This is a genomic window from Neorhizobium puerariae, from assembly GCF_042429745.1.
In the GTDB taxonomy this organism is placed as follows: Bacteria; Pseudomonadota; Alphaproteobacteria; order Rhizobiales; family Rhizobiaceae; genus Neorhizobium; species Neorhizobium puerariae.
In genome coordinates this window covers 57,919-72,863 of record NZ_JBHMAA010000037.1, presented here as the reverse complement: position 1 = coordinate 72,863, position 14,945 = coordinate 57,919, and the positions used below count along the sequence as shown (strand labels likewise).

Sequence of the window (14,945 nt, the reverse complement as noted above, 5' to 3'; positions counted from 1 at the left end):
GCGCAAAATATGGGAGGAACCCTTCCGATTGTACAGGGATGAGATCAAATGGATGACAGAAGAACGATCATCGTCACCGGCTGTTCCTCCGGCATCGGCGCCCATTGCGCCCGCGCGTTGAAATCCGACGGCTGGCGGGTCTTCGCGACCGTTCGAAAGGAGGCGGATATCGCGGCGCTCGAAGCCGACGGTATCGAGGCCCTGCTGATGGACTACACGAAGCCGGAGACCATCGCCGCTCTCGTCGGGACCGTGGTGGAGCGGACCGGCGGGCGCATCGACGCCCTTTTCAACAACGGGGCCTACGGACAGGCGGGCGCGGTGGAGGATCTTGCGACCGACGTGTTGCGCGAGCAGTTCGAGACCAATCTTTTCGGCTGGCATGAACTGACGCGGAAGGTGATTCCGCTCATGCGCGCCCGGGGCCGCGGCCGGATCGTCAACTGCTCGTCGATCCTCGGCCTCCTGCCCTATCGATATCGCGGCGCCTACACGGCCTCGAAATACGCGCTGGAAGGACTGACCATCACGCTGCGGATGGAGCTGCAGGGCAGCGGCATCGAGGTCAGCCTCATCGAGCCCGGACCGATCGCCTCCCGCTTCACCGCCAATGCGCTTGCGAAGATAAGGGAGAACATCGACCTCGAGGGATCGGTGCACGCCGCGCAGTACAAGCGGCAACTCAAGCGCCTCGACGGACGCGGCCCGATCAGCCGCCACAAACTCGGCCCGGAAGCGGTCTACAATGTCCTGACGCATGCCTTGACCGCGCCGCGCCCCAGGCCGCATTATCTGGTGACGAAGCCCGCCAAGCAGGGCGCCTTCCTGAAAAGAATACTTCCGGCCGCGCTCTTCTATAACCTCATGCGCCGGATCGATTGAGTAGAAACCATGTCCACTTTCACCACCCTCCTCACCGTGATCGTCATGGGGCTCGTCGTGATCGTCCTGATCCGCGGGCTCTTCAACATGCTGAAGGGAAGCGACGCCAACAAATCCAACAAGCTGATGCAATTGCGCGTGCTCTTGCAGGCGATTGCAATCGTCCTCATCATGCTCACACTGTGGATCACGGGCGGCGGGCGCCCGAGCTGATTCTCCTTGACGGGATGAAACGGGCAGATGGTCAAACTCAACAAGATCTACACGCGGACCGGCGACAAGGGCACGACGGCGCTGGTTTCAGGCCCGCGCCGGGAGAAATACGACCTGAGAGTCGAGGCTTACGGCACCGTCGACGAAACGAACTCGGCCGTGGGGCTTGCCCGCCTGCATACCGCCGGGATGGCCGACCTCGATGCCATGCTCCTGCGCGTCCAGAACGACCTTTTCGACCTCGGCGCCGATCTTGCCACGCCAGACACCGGCGAAGTGCCGGAATATGAGCCGCTGCGCATCGTCGAAGCCCAGGCGACGAGGCTTGAAACCGAGATCGACGCGCTCAATGCCGATCTCGAACCGCTGAGGTCCTTCGTGCTGCCGGGCGGCTCGCCGGCGGCGGCCCACCTCCATCTCGCGCGCACCGTCGCGCGGCGTGCCGAAAGATTGATGGTGGAGCTTTCGCGAAGCGAGACGGTCGGCGCAGCGGCGCTGAAATATATCAACCGGCTGTCCGATTTCCTGTTCGTGGCGGCCCGCTGCGCGAACGAGAACGGCAAGTCGGACATCCTTTGGGTTCCGGGAAAGAACCGCTAGGGCGGGAAGGGGTCAAGACATGTTCATCCCGCTGCATGACGCTGTCGAACTCAAATATATCCGCGTCCAGTATGTCACGATCGGCATCATCGCCATCAACGTGCTGGCATGGCTCTTCACCACGGTCGCCAGCCCGGAAGTGGTCGAACATGCCTCCCTCGGCCTCGGCTTCATTCCGGCCGTCGTTTTCGACCATGCCGTGCTCGATCCCTCGCTGGTCATCGTTCCGGACGACGCGACCTTCGTCACCTACGCCTTCCTGCACCTCGATTTCTGGCATCTCGCCTCGAACATGCTCTTCCTCTGGGTCTTCGGCGACAATGTCGAGGATGCACTGGGCCATTTGAAATTCCTGGTCTTCTACCTGATCTGCGCGGCGGCAGGCGCGGCTCTGCACGGCTTCGTGGCGCCCGAGGCGGAAGGCCCGCTGATCGGCGCCTCCGGCGCGATCTCCGGCGTCGTGGCGGCCTATTTCCTTCTGCATCCGCGCGTCAGGGTCTGGGTGCTGGTGCTTTTCCGAATCCCTCTGCCGCTGCCCGCCTTCATTCCGCTGGCGCTCTGGATCGTCCAGCAATTCGCCATGCTGGCCCTGGACCTCGACAGCATGGTCTCCTGGGGCGCGCATGTCGGCGGCATCATCGCCGGTGCGATCCTGGTTCTCGTCATGCGTCGCAAGGACGTGCCGCTTTTCGACCGCGCCATCGTGACGCCGAAGGCCGTCGAGCGGAAGCCGGATGTGCAGCAGGCCATCGCGGCAAGCGAATAGGCCTATGAGAAAACGGCAAGCTTCCGCTGCAAATCCGCGTTGCAGTCGCGCGAAAAATGCGTATCCATGTCGCCCACTGACAAATGAGGAAGCGGCAGATGTCGCAATTTGCGGCTGGAGATAGTCAAGGAAGGACCCGATGAAGATCCTGGTACCAGTGAAGCGAGTTGTCGATTACAACGTGAAGATCCGGGTGAGGCCGGACGGTACGGGTGTCGAGCTTGCGAACGTGAAGATGTCCATGAACCCGTTCGACGAGATTTCCGTCGAGGAGGCTCTGCGTCTGAAGGAAGCAGGCAAGGCGGACGAGGTGGTGGTCGTTTCGATCGGGCCTGCCAAGGCTGAGGAAACGCTGCGGACCGCGCTTGCGATGGGCGCCGACCGCGCGATCCTGGTGGAAACCGACGACGTGGTGGAACCCCTGGCGGTGGCCAAGATCCTGAAGGGCGTCGTGGATGCCGAAAACCCCGGCCTTGTGATCGTCGGCAAGCAGGCGATCGACGACGATTCCAACCAGACCGGCCAGATGCTGGCGGCCCTCCTCGGCGCGGCGCAGGCGACGTTCGCATCGAAGATCGAGCTTTCCGATGGCTCGGCCAAGGTGACCCGCGAGGTCGACGGCGGCCTGCAGACGATCGAGGTGAAGCTGCCGGCGGTGGTCACCACCGACCTGCGCCTGAACGAGCCGCGTTACGCGTCGCTGCCGAACATCATGAAGGCGAAGAAGAAGCCGCTCGACAGACAAACGCCCGGCGACTTCGGCGTCGACACCGCGCCGCGCCTCAAGGTGCTGAAGACCGAGGAGCCGGGCGGCCGCAAGGCGGGCGTCAAGGTCAAGTCGGTCGAGGAACTGGTCGCCAGCCTGAAGACCGCCGGCGTGCTCTAAGGGACGGATAGGGAGACTTTCATCATGGCCATTCTTCTTCTGGCAGAACACGACAACACCACCCTCTCCGACCAGACCGCCAAGGCGCTCACGGCCGCGACGAAGATCGCCCAGGATTCGGGAAGCGATGTGCATGTGCTGGTCGCTGGTTCCGCCGCCAAGGGCGCTGCCGACGCGGCGGCAAGGCTCGCAGGCGTCTCGAAGGTCCTGCTGGCCGACGGCGCGGATTACGCCGACAAGCTCGCCGAGCCGCTGGCGGCGCTGATCGTCTCGCTTGCCGGCTCCTATGACGTGATCATCGCGCCTGCGACGGCCTCGGCCAAGAACATCATGCCGCGCGTCGCAGCCCTTCTCGACGTCATGCAGGTCTCGGAAATCATCGAGGTCGTCTCGGCCGACACGTTCAAGCGACCGATCTATGCCGGCAACGCCATCCAGACGGTGCAGTCGACCGATGCCAAGAAGGTGATCACCGTGCGCACCGCCTCCTTCCCGGCTGCGGGCGACGGCGGTTCCGCCGCGGTCGAAACCGTCGCGGCGGCCGCGAACCCGGGCGTTTCCTCCTTCGTTTCGGATGCGCTGTCGTCGTCGGAGCGTCCGGAACTGACGTCCGCGAAGATCATCATCTCGGGCGGACGCGCACTCGGTTCCGCCGAGAAGTTCAAGGAAGTCATCCTGCCGGTTGCCGACAAGCTCGGTGCGGCCGTCGGCGCAAGCCGCGCGGCAGTCGATGCGGGCTACGCCCCCAACGACTGGCAGGTCGGCCAGACCGGCAAGGTGGTCGCACCGGACCTCTACATCGCCGCCGGCATCTCGGGCGCCATCCAGCACCTCGCCGGCATGAAGGACAGCAAGGTCATCGTCGCCATCAACAAGGACGAGGAAGCCCCCATCTTCCAGGTCGCTGATTTCGGCATCGTTGGCGACCTGTTTGAGATCCTCCCGAAGCTTGAAAAGGAACTTTGACCTTTGTTCATTTCGCAAGCGCGAAAAGTACTGGCAAATCCGCAAATAGCAGAATAACAATCTGCCGGACTGCAGACATGCAGTCCGGCATTTTCATAAAATCGGCGCAGGCTGGGGATAACGTCAGCGCCTCGGGAGAGAGAGCCAGGGAACGCGACATGAGTTCGGCCATGAAGAATATCGGCATCATCGGTGCAGGCCAGATGGGATGCGGCATCGCCCATGTTTCGGCGCTAGCCGGCTACAAGGTGCAGATATACGACCTCTCGAAGGACCGGATCGAGGCCGCGCTGGCCACGATCAACGGCAATCTCGCCCGCCAGGTCACCAACGGCAAGCTGACCGACGAGGAACGCAAGGCCGCCCTCTCCCACATTTCCGGCTCCTCCGACCTGAACGACCTCGCGCCCATGGACATGGTGATCGAGGCCGCCACGGAAGACGAAACGGTCAAGCGCAAGATCTACGCCCAGGTCTGTCCGGTCCTCAAGCCCGACGCGCTGCTTGCCACCAACACCTCGTCGCTTTCCATCACCCGGCTGGCATCCGCCACGGATCGCCCGGAACATTTCATGGGCATTCACTTCATGAATCCGGTGCCGGTGATGAAGCTCGTGGAACTGGTGCGCGGCATCGCCACCGATGAAACCACCTTCCAGACCGCCAAGGATTACGTGGCCTCGCTCGAGAAGACCGTGACGGTTGCCGAAGACTTCCCGGCCTTCATCGTCAACCGCATCCTGCTGCCGATGATCAACGAGGCGATCTACACGCTTTATGAGGGTGTCGGCTCGGTCGAGGCGATCGATACCGCGATGAAGCTCGGCGCCAACCATCCGATGGGGCCTCTGCAACTGGCCGATTTCATCGGCCTGGACACCTGTCTGTCTATCATGCAGGTTCTGCATGACGGCCTGGCGGATTCCAAATACCGCCCCTGCCCGCTTCTCGTGAAATATGTCGAGGCCGGCTGGCTCGGCCGCAAATCCGGGCGCGGCTTCTACGACTATCGCGGGGAAACGCCGGTTCCGACGCGCTGAGGTAGGATACCCCTGACCTGCCGGTATCGGGGAGGCGGGAACCGCCTATCCCCGTAAAACCTCTCACAATCCCTTCGCCGCGCCGATCAGTGCCTTGGCGTCCGGACTGTCCCAGGCGGCCGGGCCGTTCATCGCCGAGATCAGGCAGCCCCTTTTGTCCATGACGAGCGTCACCGGAAGGCCGAAGGCAAGCCCTTCCTTCTTCAGCGCGTTGAACACGCCCATGGAACTGTCCCGATAGTAACCGAGTCTGTCGACGCCGTATTCCGCGAGGAAAGCCCTGGGCTTCTCGTCCGTGCCGGTGTCGATATTGACGGCCACGACCTCGAAATCCTGTCCGCCCATTTCCTTCTGAAGCGCGTTCAGCGCCGGCATCTCCTCGCGGCAGGGACCGCACCATGTGGCCCACAGATTGAGAAGCACCGTCCGGCCTCCAAAATCGGCGGTCCTGAGGTCCTTGCCGTCCGGTCCCTTGAAAGTGAGGTCGAGCGGACGCGGCGGCTGGGCCGGCACCATCGCGGCAACCTGGCCCCTGGAAAACTGCGAGACGGACTTCACCGTCTCGACGGCGCCCTCGCAAGTTCCGGAAGATTGGGCGGAGAGAAGCCCCTCGCCATTGCCAGACCCCATGTTCCTCACGTATACCGCCACGGCGCCGGCGAGCACGCCCGCAACGGCGGCAATCACGATCACTCTGGCGGAAGGAAGGCCGAAAGGTCTTTTGGTCGTCATCAATCACTCCAGGACTTTGCATCATGGCCGACGGCACGAAGGACGCGACATCTTCCAACCAGATGTGGGGCGGACGCTTCGCCTCGGGGCCGGATGCGATCATGGAGGAGATAAACGCCTCGATCGGTTTCGACAAGAAGCTCTACGCCCAGGATATCCGCGGCTCAATAGCGCACGCGACCATGCTGGCGGAAAAGGCCATCATTTCCCGCGAAGATAAAGACAAGATCGTTCAAGGCCTGAACACGATCATGTCAGAGATCGAAAGCGGCAGGTTCGAATTCTCCAGGAAGCTCGAAGACATCCACATGAACGTCGAGGCGCGGCTGGCGGCCCTGATCGGTCCCGCCGCCGGGCGCCTGCACACCGCGCGCTCCCGCAACGACCAGGTGGCGCTCGACTTCCGCCTCTGGGTGAAGGAGGAACTCGCCAAGACCGAGCGCATGCTGACCGATCTGATCGCGGCTTTCCTGGATCGTGCGGAAGAACATGCCGAAACGGTCATGCCCGGCTTCACCCATCTGCAGACCGCCCAACCCGTCACCTTCGGCCATCACTGCATGGCCTATGTGGAAATGTTCGGCCGTGACCGCGCCCGCGTGCGCCACGCGATCGACCATCTCGACGAAAGCCCGATCGGCGCCGCCGCTCTCGCCGGCACGGGCTTCCCGATCGACCGCCACATGACCGCCAGGACGCTCGGCTTCCGTGAGCCGACCCGCAACTCGATCGACACCGTTTCCGACCGCGACTTCGCGCTGGAATTCCTCTCGGTCGCGGCGATCTGCGCCGTGCACCTCTCGCGGCTCGCCGAAGAGATCGTCATCTGGTCGACCCCGCAATTCGGTTTCGTGCGCCTATCCGACGCGTTCTCGACCGGCTCGTCGATCATGCCGCAGAAGAAGAACCCGGACGCCGCGGAACTGGTGCGCGCCAAGACCGGCCGCATCAACGGTTCGCTCATTGCCCTGCTGACCGTGATGAAGGGCCTGCCGCTCGCCTATTCCAAGGATATGCAGGAAGACAAGGAACAGGTCTTCGACGCCGCCGAGAACCTGGAGCTCGCGATCGCGGCCATGACCGGCATGGTCCGCGACATGACCATCCGGACCGACAGGATGCGCGCCGCCGCCGGTTCGGGTTACTCCACCGCGACCGACCTTGCGGACTGGCTCGTGCGTGAAGCCGGCCTGCCCTTCCGTGACGCCCACCATGTCACCGGCCGCGCCGTGGCGCTGGCGGAGGCGAAAGGCTGCGAACTCGCCGAGCTTTCCCTGGAGGAACTCAGGGAGATCAATCCCGCGATCACCGAAAAGGTTTTCGACGTCCTCTCCGTCGACGCCTCGGTCGCCAGCCGCACGAGCTTCGGCGGCACGGCTCCGGCCGAAGTGAAGAAGCAGATCGCCTGGTGGCGCGCCCGCAACTGAAGACGAGACGGATGCCGGAATAATGACTGCACAAGCGCGTGGAACTTCGCTATGACAGTTCCGCAGCCGTGCCGGAAAAGGTAGAAAGAATGTCGAAAGTCCTGGTAAATGTCGCCCGCGTCACTTTTGCGTTGAGCCTCGTCGGTATCGTCGTCGCAGGCTGCGGTCGAAAGGGCGACCTCGACCGTCCGAGCACGCCGGTCGAGCAGCAGAATATCCGCAAGACCACCAAACCGGGTGAACAGAAGAAATCGGAACCCGTGGCCGAAAAGCCCTTCGTTCTGGACCCCCTTCTGTAATTTTCGAGTTTTGACGTGAACCACTTTCACTATATCGACGGCGTGCTGCACGCCGAGAATGTGCCGATCCCGGAGATTGCCAGGGCCGTCGGCACGCCTTTCTACGTTTATTCGACGGCGACGCTGGAGCGCCATTACAAGGTTTTCGCCCAGGCTTTCGCCGACGTGGACGCCATGGTCTGCTATGCCATGAAGGCGAATTCCAACCAGGCGGTGCTGAAGACGCTCGGCCGGCTCGGTGCCGGCGTCGACGTGGTTTCCGGCGGCGAACTGCGCCGCGCGCTGGCGGCCGGCATCCCGGCAGGCCGCATCATGTTCTCCGGCGTCGGCAAGACGGTGCAGGAAATGGACCTGGCGCTGACGGCCGGCATCTACTGTTTCAACGTCGAATCCGAGCCGGAACTGGAAGTCCTGAACCTGCGGGCCGAAAAGCTTGGAAAGAAGGCGCACGTCTCCTTCCGCATCAATCCGGATGTCGACGCACGCACGCACGCCAAGATTTCCACCGGCAAGAAGGAAAACAAGTTCGGCATTTCCTATGAGCGCGCCCGCGCTGTTTATGCCCATGCAGCCACGCTTGGCGGCATCGAGGTAACCGGCATCGACATGCATATCGGCAGCCAGATCACCGAGCTGCAGCCTTTCGAGGACGCCTTCCGGCTGCTGCGGGAACTGGTCGATACGCTGCGCGACGACGGTCACCGTATCGACCATGTCGACATCGGCGGCGGCCTCGGCATTCCCTATAAGGACGACAACAATCCGCCGCCGCTGCCGGACGCCTATGCGGACACCGTCAAGCGCCAGCTTCGGTCGCTCAACTGCCGGATCGTCACCGAGCCCGGACGCCTGATCGTCGGCAATGCCGGCATTCTGGTGACGGAGGTGATCTACGTGAAGGACGGCGGCGAAAAGACTTTCGTCATCGTCGACGGCGCGATGAACGATCTCATCCGGCCGACGCTCTACGAAGCCTACCACATGATCCGGCCGGTCGCCGTTCCCCCTGCCGACGCACCCCGCATCAAGGCGGACGTTGTCGGCCCCGTCTGCGAGACCGGGGACTATCTGGCGCTCGACCGCGAGATGGCGGCGCCGAAGCCGGGAGACCTTATCGCCGTCGCTTCCGCGGGAGCCTATGGCGCAGTCCAGGCCGGAACCTACAATTCCCGCCTGCTTGTGCCCGAGGTTCTGGTGAAGGGCAGCGAGTTCCATGTGGTGCGTCCGCGCGGCACGTATGACGAACTCATCGGCCTCGACTCCATCCCCGCCTGGCTCGGCTGACGGGTCGACACCCGTTCACTTTTAGCGGAGTGGCCGGAAAATATGGGGGCCGAACGCCCCCCGCCCTCGTCTTCGCCACAAAGACTGCTATCTTGAAAGCTTGATTTGCGCCGCCACGACTGGAGACGGACCGCATGAGCTTCATCCGCAAAGGTGCTTTCGAATCGCATCCTGTGCTTGCGCGGCGCGTGGCGCTGAAACGCTCCTTCGCGCGGATCGTGCTGTTTTTCGAGCGGATCTTGCCGCTGCTGCTGCCTCCGCTGGGCATAGCCGCACTCTTCCTGTCCGTCGCATGGTTCGGCATTTTCCGCATCGCGCCGGATTGGGGCCGCTGGATACTCGTCTGCGCCTTCGCATTCGCATTCGTCTATTCGCTCCTGCCTTTTAGCCGGCTGCGCTGGCCGGCGGCGGAAGAGGCGGACCGGCTTCTTGAGGAGCGCAACAACCTGCCCCACCAGCCGGTCGGCGTGCAGGAGGACGAGCCTGCCTTCGAAACGCCTTTCTCCCGGGCGCTCTGGAAGGAACACCAGATCCGCATGGCGAAGCGCATCGCGGAACTCGACGCCGGCCTGCCCCAGCCCGACATCGCCGGACACGACCGTTTCGCCCTGCGCGCCGTTCCGGCGCTCGTCTTCGCAATCGCGCTCGGCTATTCCTTTTCGAATGGCGGCGGCTCGCCGGCCGATGCCTTCCGCGCGGCCCCGCCTGCTCCCAGCATCAATCCCGACCTGCGCATCGATGCCTGGCTGACGCCGCCTTCCTATACGGGACGTGCGCCGGTCTTCCTGACCGGTCGCGAGGCCAATGGCAATGTCAGCACCGTATCCATCCCACAGAACTCCGCGCTGACGGTTCGCGTCACGGGCGGCGAAGGCGGCGAGGCCGTGGTCTTCTCCCCGAAGGCCGGCGGCCAGTCCGTGACCCTCGTCACCGAAGAGGCCAAGAAGGCGGCCGAAACCGCAACCGGAGAACCGCAGCAGGGCGCCGCCCAGCCGGCCAGGCGGCCCGAGGCTTCGCCGGCCCGGCAGCAGGCCAGCCAGCCGTTGCCGCCTCGCACCTATGCGCTCAATGTCGCAGAGAGCGGCAGCCTTGCCGCCAACGGCCAGACCTGGGCCTTCGATGTCATCCCCGACCGTCCGCCGGAAATCGCGTTTAACGGTCAGCCGCGGCGTTCCGTCAACGGAGCGCTCGAAATCGGCTTCACCGGCAAGGACGACTACGGCATTCGCGAAGCGCATGCGCTGATCGAACCGGTGGAGCTGCAGGCTTCCGGCGCCACTCCGCTCTATCCGCCGCCGGACTACAGGCTGGACCTGCCGCGCCAGAACGGCCGCGAGGTCAAGGGCCTCACCAGCCGCAACCTCGTTGAACACCCCCTCGCGGGCAAGCGGGTCAGGATCACGCTCGTCGCCAAGGACGGCGCCGGCCAGACGGGCCGCAGCCCCGCCCACGAGATGATCTTGCCCGCCCGTGGCTTCTCCGAGCCGCTGGCTGCGGCGGTTGCCGAGGAGCGGCAGGTCTTCGCGCTCGACACCCGCCAGATGCCGCGCGCCATCGCTCTCAACGAAGCGCTGGCGATCCGTCCGGAAGAGACCATCCCGAACCTCACCCATTTCCTCCTCATCCGCTCGGCGCGGGAGCGCATGAAGCTTTCCCGCACCGAGGAGCAGCTGAAGGAAACGGCCGACTATCTCTGGGAGATCGCGCTCGGCATTGAGGACGGCGATCTGTCGCTCGCCGAACGCCGGCTGCGCGACGCCCAGCGCAACCTCGCCGATGCGCTGCAGAACAACGCCTCCGACGAGGAGATCGCGCGGCTGATGAAGGAACTGCGCGAGGCCATGCAGCAGTTCATGAACGAGCTTGCCCAGCGGATGCAGAACGCTCCGCAGGCGCCGAACAACATGCAGGCCCAGAACGTCATCCGCCAGCGCGACCTGCAGAACATGATGGACCAGATCGAGAACCTCGCCCGGTCCGGCAACCGCGATGCGGCCCAGCAGATGCTTTCCGAACTGCAGAGGATGATGAACAACCTGCAGGCCGGACGCATGCAGCGCGGCCAGCAGGGCCAGCAGCAGAACAGCCAGATGCGCCAGCAGATCGACAAGCTCGGCGAGATCATGCAGGAGCAGCAGCGGCTGATGGACCAGACCTTCAAGCTCGATCAGGCGCTGCGAGACCGCATGCAGCGCGGCGACCCGAACGAGCGGCCCTATGAACAGGGCCAGCAAGGACAACAGCAGCAGGGCCAGCAGCAACAAGGTCAGCAACAGCAGGGTCAACAAGGCCAGCAGGGACAGCAGAACACCGACCAGATGACCGCCGAGCAGCTGCGCGAGGCGCTGAAGAACCTGCGCGCGCAACAGGAGGGGCTGGGCAAGAAGCTGGAAGAACTGCAGCAAGGCCTGAAGGGCCTCGGCATGCAGCCTGGCGAAGGCTTCGGCGAAGCGCAGCGCGAGATGGGCAATGCCGGCCGGGCGCTGGGCGAAGGCCAGGGCGAGCAGGCCGTGCAGGGGCAGGGCAATGCGCTCAATGCGCTACGCCAGGGTGCGCAGAACATGATGCAGCAGATGATGCAGGCCATGCAGCAGGGCCAGGGGCAAGGCCAGGATCGTGGCCCCGGCGAGAGCATGAGCTCCCAAGGGGGCCAGAACGGCCGTGACCCGCTCGGCCGCCCGCGCGCCACGTCAGGCCCGGATTTCGGCGATCAGGTGAAGGTGCCGGACGAGATCGACGTGCAGCGCGCCCGCCAGATCCTGGAGGCAATCCGCGAAAAGCTCGGCAATGCGCTATCCGGCGAGGCCGAACGCCAGTATCTGGAGCGGCTTCTGGACATACGGTAGGCGGAGGATTGCCCCTTCGCCGGCAAGATCTGTGATTCAGTTCCGCCGGGATCGGATTTGAACCTTCTCCCGGCTGTAGCGCGTCGGCCTCAGGCCGCCAGGGCTGTCGCGACGGCCCTGCGGATATCGGGAAGCGCGAACGGTTTCTGCACCACGTCGACGATCTTGGCTGCAAGGTCGTCTGCGCGCTCGCGCTGCTCGGCATAACCGGTCATCAGCAGGATCTTCAGGTCCGGAAACCTTGCGGCGGCCTGGTGAGCGAGTTCGATGCCATCCATGACGGGCATGCGGATATCGGAAAGAAGCAGGTCGAAAGGTCCCTGGCTCAGCTTTTCAAGGCCTTCAGCGCCATCGCCCGCCTCATGCGTCTCATGACCATCGAGCCGGAGCGCCCGCGCGACAAAAGTGCGGAGCGCATCCTCATCCTCGGTAATCAGGATCTTTGCCATAGCGATCATCGCTCCTTGCTGTGTTTCATATCAGGAGCAAATCACCAGACTTTTCTTGTCGAGGAGTAAATACCGGCCCGAACAGGGCCGGCATGGTTAACATCTTGCCACTGCAGGCGCCTCAGACGTCTCCCGTGACGACGCCGACGAAAGGCAGTTCGCGGAAGGCGTAGGCGACATCCATGCCATAGCCGACGACGAAATAATCGGGACATTCGAAGCCGACATAGTCCGCCTCCAGCGCCTCCTTCCGCTTCACCCGCTTGTCGAGCAGGACGGCGATCGAGACATTGCGCGCGCCGCGTTCATAGAGCATCTCCTTGGCGAAAAGCAGCGTGCGGCCGGATTCCAGGATGTCATCGATCAGCAGCACGTCGCGATCCTTCACGTCGCTGTCGATGTCCTTGACGATGCGCACGCCCTGCGAGACCGTGCCGGCGCCGTAGCTGGACAGCGTGATGAATTCCACTTCCGGAGCCAGGCCGACATCGTGCAGGGCACGCAGCAGGTCGGCCGCGAAGATGAACGATCCCTTGAGAATGGCGATGACGAGCAGATCCTTGGTCGGTCCGGCAGCGATCTCGGCGGCCATGACGCGATTGCGTTCGGCGATCTGTTCGGCGGTATAAAGCGGCTCAATGTTCTTGCCGCGTACAACGGGCATGAGGTTCTCCGTGTCCGTAAAAAGCCCCGATAGCACAATCGGAGCGGAGATAGGAAGCACTACGGCACCGGCTCGAAAATCACGGGCGATTTCCGGAAAGCACGATGCCCGAATTCAACAGGTCGAGGCGGCCTTCGCTCAAGAGCAATTCCAGCAAAAGCGTGCAACGGTCTCGCGTTCGGAACTGCATGAAAACAAAGAGATTGGGCGAGGACAGCGATCCCGTTTTCGCCGATCGCGTTCTACAGCATCGGCCCGAAAATCGGAATCGATTTTCGGAAAGCACGATGTTTGGATTCAATGGGATAGAGCGTCCTTTGCGCACCCAAAAGGACGCGCGGCGCTCTAGGCGCCCCGTTCCGTCAGCGACAGCCGGAGGTCCGGCAGTTTTCCGCCGGGATGCGGCACGCGCGCGGAGAAACCGCGGCTCTGGCCGCCCGCAATGGCGGAGACCGGCGGAGCGATCAGCGTGCTGGCCAGCAGTTCCTCGCCGGACATCAGGTCGGCGCGGATCGACGGCATGGCAAGATTCGCGCCGCTGCGGTTTTCCACGATACCGTTGATCAGCAGCACGCGCATGCCGTTGGCATCCTGGGGTGTCATGGTGACGTGGGTTATGTCGAGTGAGGGGCCGGCCTCGACCGTTTCCGATCCGCTGAAGAGAAAGGAAAAGCCGCCCGCAAGACCAAAGACCGCGACGAACACGACCGCGACCGCCGCCGAGAAGACGTCCGCGGAAAGACGCATCAGCGCGCGTTCGGCGCGCGCGATCATCGCCTCCCAAAGCGATATGCCAGCCGGCGTCGAGACGCCGGGCTTGCGGCGGTTGTCGTTGTGGGAGCGCTGTCCCGGTCCGCGGCGAAAGGTATCGCGGACCGTGACGAACTGGGCGTCGACCGCCTCGCTGCGCCGGCTGTTCATCCGTCCGGGCCGGCTGGAATAGTCCGGCGGCAGGATGTCCATTCGGATGACCGTCCTGCCCTGCTGGCTGCGAAAGGTGCTCATGGGGGCCCTCTTCGGCCCGTTTTCCCCGGAGTTCGAGGTTGCGGGCATTGAAACGAATCCCGCCCAGTCGTAAATTCAAATGGTTAATGCTTCGCAAATACGGCCTGAAATTAGCCCTTTTCCGCGTGAGATTTACGCTTCGTTTACCCGGGTCGTTAAGAGATAACGAGCACCAGAGAATCTGATCTGAAGAGCGAGAGACTGGGTCATCCGTTGATTCATTTCGAAAACGTCGGCCTGCGCTATGGGATGGGCCCGGAAATCCTCCGGGACATGACCTTCGACATCCCGAAGCGATCCTTCCAGTTCCTGACGGGACCGTCGGGGGCTGGAAAGACGACGCTTCTGCGCCTGCTCTTCATGTCTCTGCACCCGACCCGCGGCATCATCCACATGTTTGGCCGCGACCTCTCGCAGATCCCCCGGCCCGAACTGCCGATGCTGCGCCGGCGAGTCGGCATCGTCTTCCAGGATTTCCGGCTGCTCGACCACCTCACCACCTATGAGAACGTGGCCCTGCCGCTGCGCGTCCGCGGCAAGGAAGAGAGCTCCTATCGCAACGACGTGATCGAACTCCTGAAATGGGTGGGGCTGGGAGAGCGCATCAACGTGCTGCCGCCGGTCCTGTCGGGGGGAGAAAAACAGCGCGCCGCCATCGCCCGCGCGTTGATGGACCGGCCGGAAATCCTGCTCGCCGATGAACCGACCGGCAATGTCGACCCGCCGATGGCGCGGCGGCTCCTCAACCTGTTCCTGGAACTCAACCGGCTCGGCACGGCGGTGGTGATCGCCACCCACGATCTCGGCCTGATGGATCAGATCGATGCCCGGCGAATGATCCTCACCGAAGGGCGGCTCGACATCTATGAATGAACTCGCCCCCAGG

17 protein-coding genes are annotated in these 14,945 nt (G+C 63.5%); 12 read left to right on the top strand and 5 right to left on the bottom strand.

The features are described 5' to 3' along the window. The first annotated feature begins 48 nt into the window (after positions 1-48). The 6 genes from ACFFP0_RS28335 to ACFFP0_RS28310 all read left to right on the top strand — a co-directional run bounded on the left by ACFFP0_RS28335 (position 49) and on the right by ACFFP0_RS28310 (position 4,313). On the top strand, positions 49-882 hold the full coding sequence (locus ACFFP0_RS28335) for an SDR family oxidoreductase (protein WP_377265572.1): 834 nt from the start codon (positions 49-51) through the stop codon (positions 880-882). 9 nt (positions 883-891) lie between these two features. Continuing rightward, the gene (locus ACFFP0_RS28330) at positions 892-1,095 is read left to right on the top strand and encodes a twin transmembrane helix small protein (RefSeq protein WP_377265571.1); all 204 of its coding nucleotides are present in this window, start codon (positions 892-894) and stop codon (positions 1,093-1,095) included. A 27-nt stretch (positions 1,096-1,122) separates the two neighbouring features. Continuing rightward, complete coding sequence (locus ACFFP0_RS28325; protein WP_377265570.1) at positions 1,123-1,695, top strand: cob(I)yrinic acid a,c-diamide adenosyltransferase; 573 nt, start codon at positions 1,123-1,125, stop codon at positions 1,693-1,695. A gap of 19 nt (positions 1,696-1,714) precedes the next feature. Then, entirely contained in the window at positions 1,715-2,461 is a 747-nt protein-coding gene (locus ACFFP0_RS28320) for a rhomboid family intramembrane serine protease (protein WP_377265569.1), read from the top strand. Positions 2,462-2,600: 139 nt separating this feature from the next. Next, positions 2,601-3,347, top strand: a complete 747-nt coding sequence (locus ACFFP0_RS28315) for an electron transfer flavoprotein subunit beta/FixA family protein (RefSeq protein WP_377265568.1) — start codon at positions 2,601-2,603, stop codon at positions 3,345-3,347. Between the two features lie 24 nt (positions 3,348-3,371). Continuing rightward, entirely contained in the window at positions 3,372-4,313 is a 942-nt protein-coding gene (locus ACFFP0_RS28310; RefSeq protein ID WP_377265567.1) for an electron transfer flavoprotein subunit alpha/FixB family protein, read from the top strand. Positions 4,314-4,320: 7 nt separating this feature from the next. On the opposite strand, the gene ACFFP0_RS28305 is transcribed toward ACFFP0_RS28310, so the two are convergent. Beyond that, positions 4,321-4,485, bottom strand: a complete 165-nt coding sequence (locus ACFFP0_RS28305) for a hypothetical protein (RefSeq protein WP_377265566.1) — start codon at positions 4,483-4,485, stop codon at positions 4,321-4,323. On the opposite strand from ACFFP0_RS28305, the gene ACFFP0_RS28300 reads away from it, so the two are divergent. Continuing rightward, a complete protein-coding gene (locus ACFFP0_RS28300; protein ID WP_377265565.1) occupies positions 4,472-5,353 on the top strand; it encodes a 3-hydroxybutyryl-CoA dehydrogenase in 882 nt (293 codons plus the stop codon). The two genes, ACFFP0_RS28305 and ACFFP0_RS28300, sit on opposite strands and share 14 nt — an antisense overlap. A 63-nt stretch (positions 5,354-5,416) precedes the next feature. On the opposite strand, the gene tlpA is transcribed toward ACFFP0_RS28300, so the two are convergent. Beyond that, positions 5,417-6,085, bottom strand: coding sequence for a thiol:disulfide interchange protein TlpA (tlpA, locus tag ACFFP0_RS28295; protein ID WP_377265564.1), 669 nt, complete (start codon positions 6,083-6,085; stop codon positions 5,417-5,419). 23 nt (positions 6,086-6,108) lie between these two features. On the opposite strand from tlpA, the gene argH reads away from it, so the two are divergent. The 4 genes from argH to ACFFP0_RS28275 all read left to right on the top strand — a co-directional run bounded on the left by argH (position 6,109) and on the right by ACFFP0_RS28275 (position 11,941). Continuing rightward, positions 6,109-7,512: an argininosuccinate lyase gene (gene argH / locus ACFFP0_RS28290; RefSeq protein ID WP_377265563.1), complete on the top strand. Its 1,404-nt coding sequence runs from the start codon at positions 6,109-6,111 to the stop codon at positions 7,510-7,512. Between the two features lie 89 nt (positions 7,513-7,601). Next, the gene (lptM, locus tag ACFFP0_RS28285; protein ID WP_377265562.1) at positions 7,602-7,811 is read left to right on the top strand and encodes an LPS translocon maturation chaperone LptM; all 210 of its coding nucleotides are present in this window, start codon (positions 7,602-7,604) and stop codon (positions 7,809-7,811) included. A 15-nt stretch (positions 7,812-7,826) separates the two neighbouring features. Further along, entirely contained in the window at positions 7,827-9,095 is a 1,269-nt protein-coding gene (gene lysA, locus ACFFP0_RS28280; RefSeq protein ID WP_377265561.1) for a diaminopimelate decarboxylase, read from the top strand. 134 nt (positions 9,096-9,229) lie between these two features. Then, entirely contained in the window at positions 9,230-11,941 is a 2,712-nt protein-coding gene (locus ACFFP0_RS28275; RefSeq protein WP_377265560.1) for a TIGR02302 family protein, read from the top strand. An 89-nt stretch (positions 11,942-12,030) separates the two neighbouring features. On the opposite strand, the gene ACFFP0_RS28270 is transcribed toward ACFFP0_RS28275, so the two are convergent. The 3 genes from ACFFP0_RS28270 to ACFFP0_RS28260 all read right to left on the bottom strand — a co-directional run bounded on the left by ACFFP0_RS28270 (position 12,031) and on the right by ACFFP0_RS28260 (position 14,059). Continuing rightward, positions 12,031-12,390: a response regulator gene (locus ACFFP0_RS28270; protein ID WP_377265559.1), complete on the bottom strand. Its 360-nt coding sequence runs from the start codon at positions 12,388-12,390 to the stop codon at positions 12,031-12,033. 121 nt (positions 12,391-12,511) lie between these two features. Then, a complete protein-coding gene (hpt, locus tag ACFFP0_RS28265) occupies positions 12,512-13,054 on the bottom strand; it encodes a hypoxanthine phosphoribosyltransferase (protein WP_377265558.1) in 543 nt (180 codons plus the stop codon). A 345-nt stretch (positions 13,055-13,399) separates the two neighbouring features. Then, positions 13,400-14,059 carry a hypothetical protein gene (locus ACFFP0_RS28260; protein WP_377265557.1) on the bottom strand — a complete coding sequence of 220 codons (660 nt, stop codon included), beginning with the start codon at positions 14,057-14,059 and terminating at the stop codon, positions 13,400-13,402. A 213-nt stretch (positions 14,060-14,272) separates the two neighbouring features. Between ACFFP0_RS28260 and ftsE the strand changes: the two genes are divergently transcribed. Further along, positions 14,273-14,932 carry a cell division ATP-binding protein FtsE gene (ftsE, locus tag ACFFP0_RS28255; protein ID WP_377265556.1) on the top strand — a complete coding sequence of 220 codons (660 nt, stop codon included), beginning with the start codon at positions 14,273-14,275 and terminating at the stop codon, positions 14,930-14,932. The last annotated feature ends 13 nt before the right edge of the window (positions 14,933-14,945 follow it).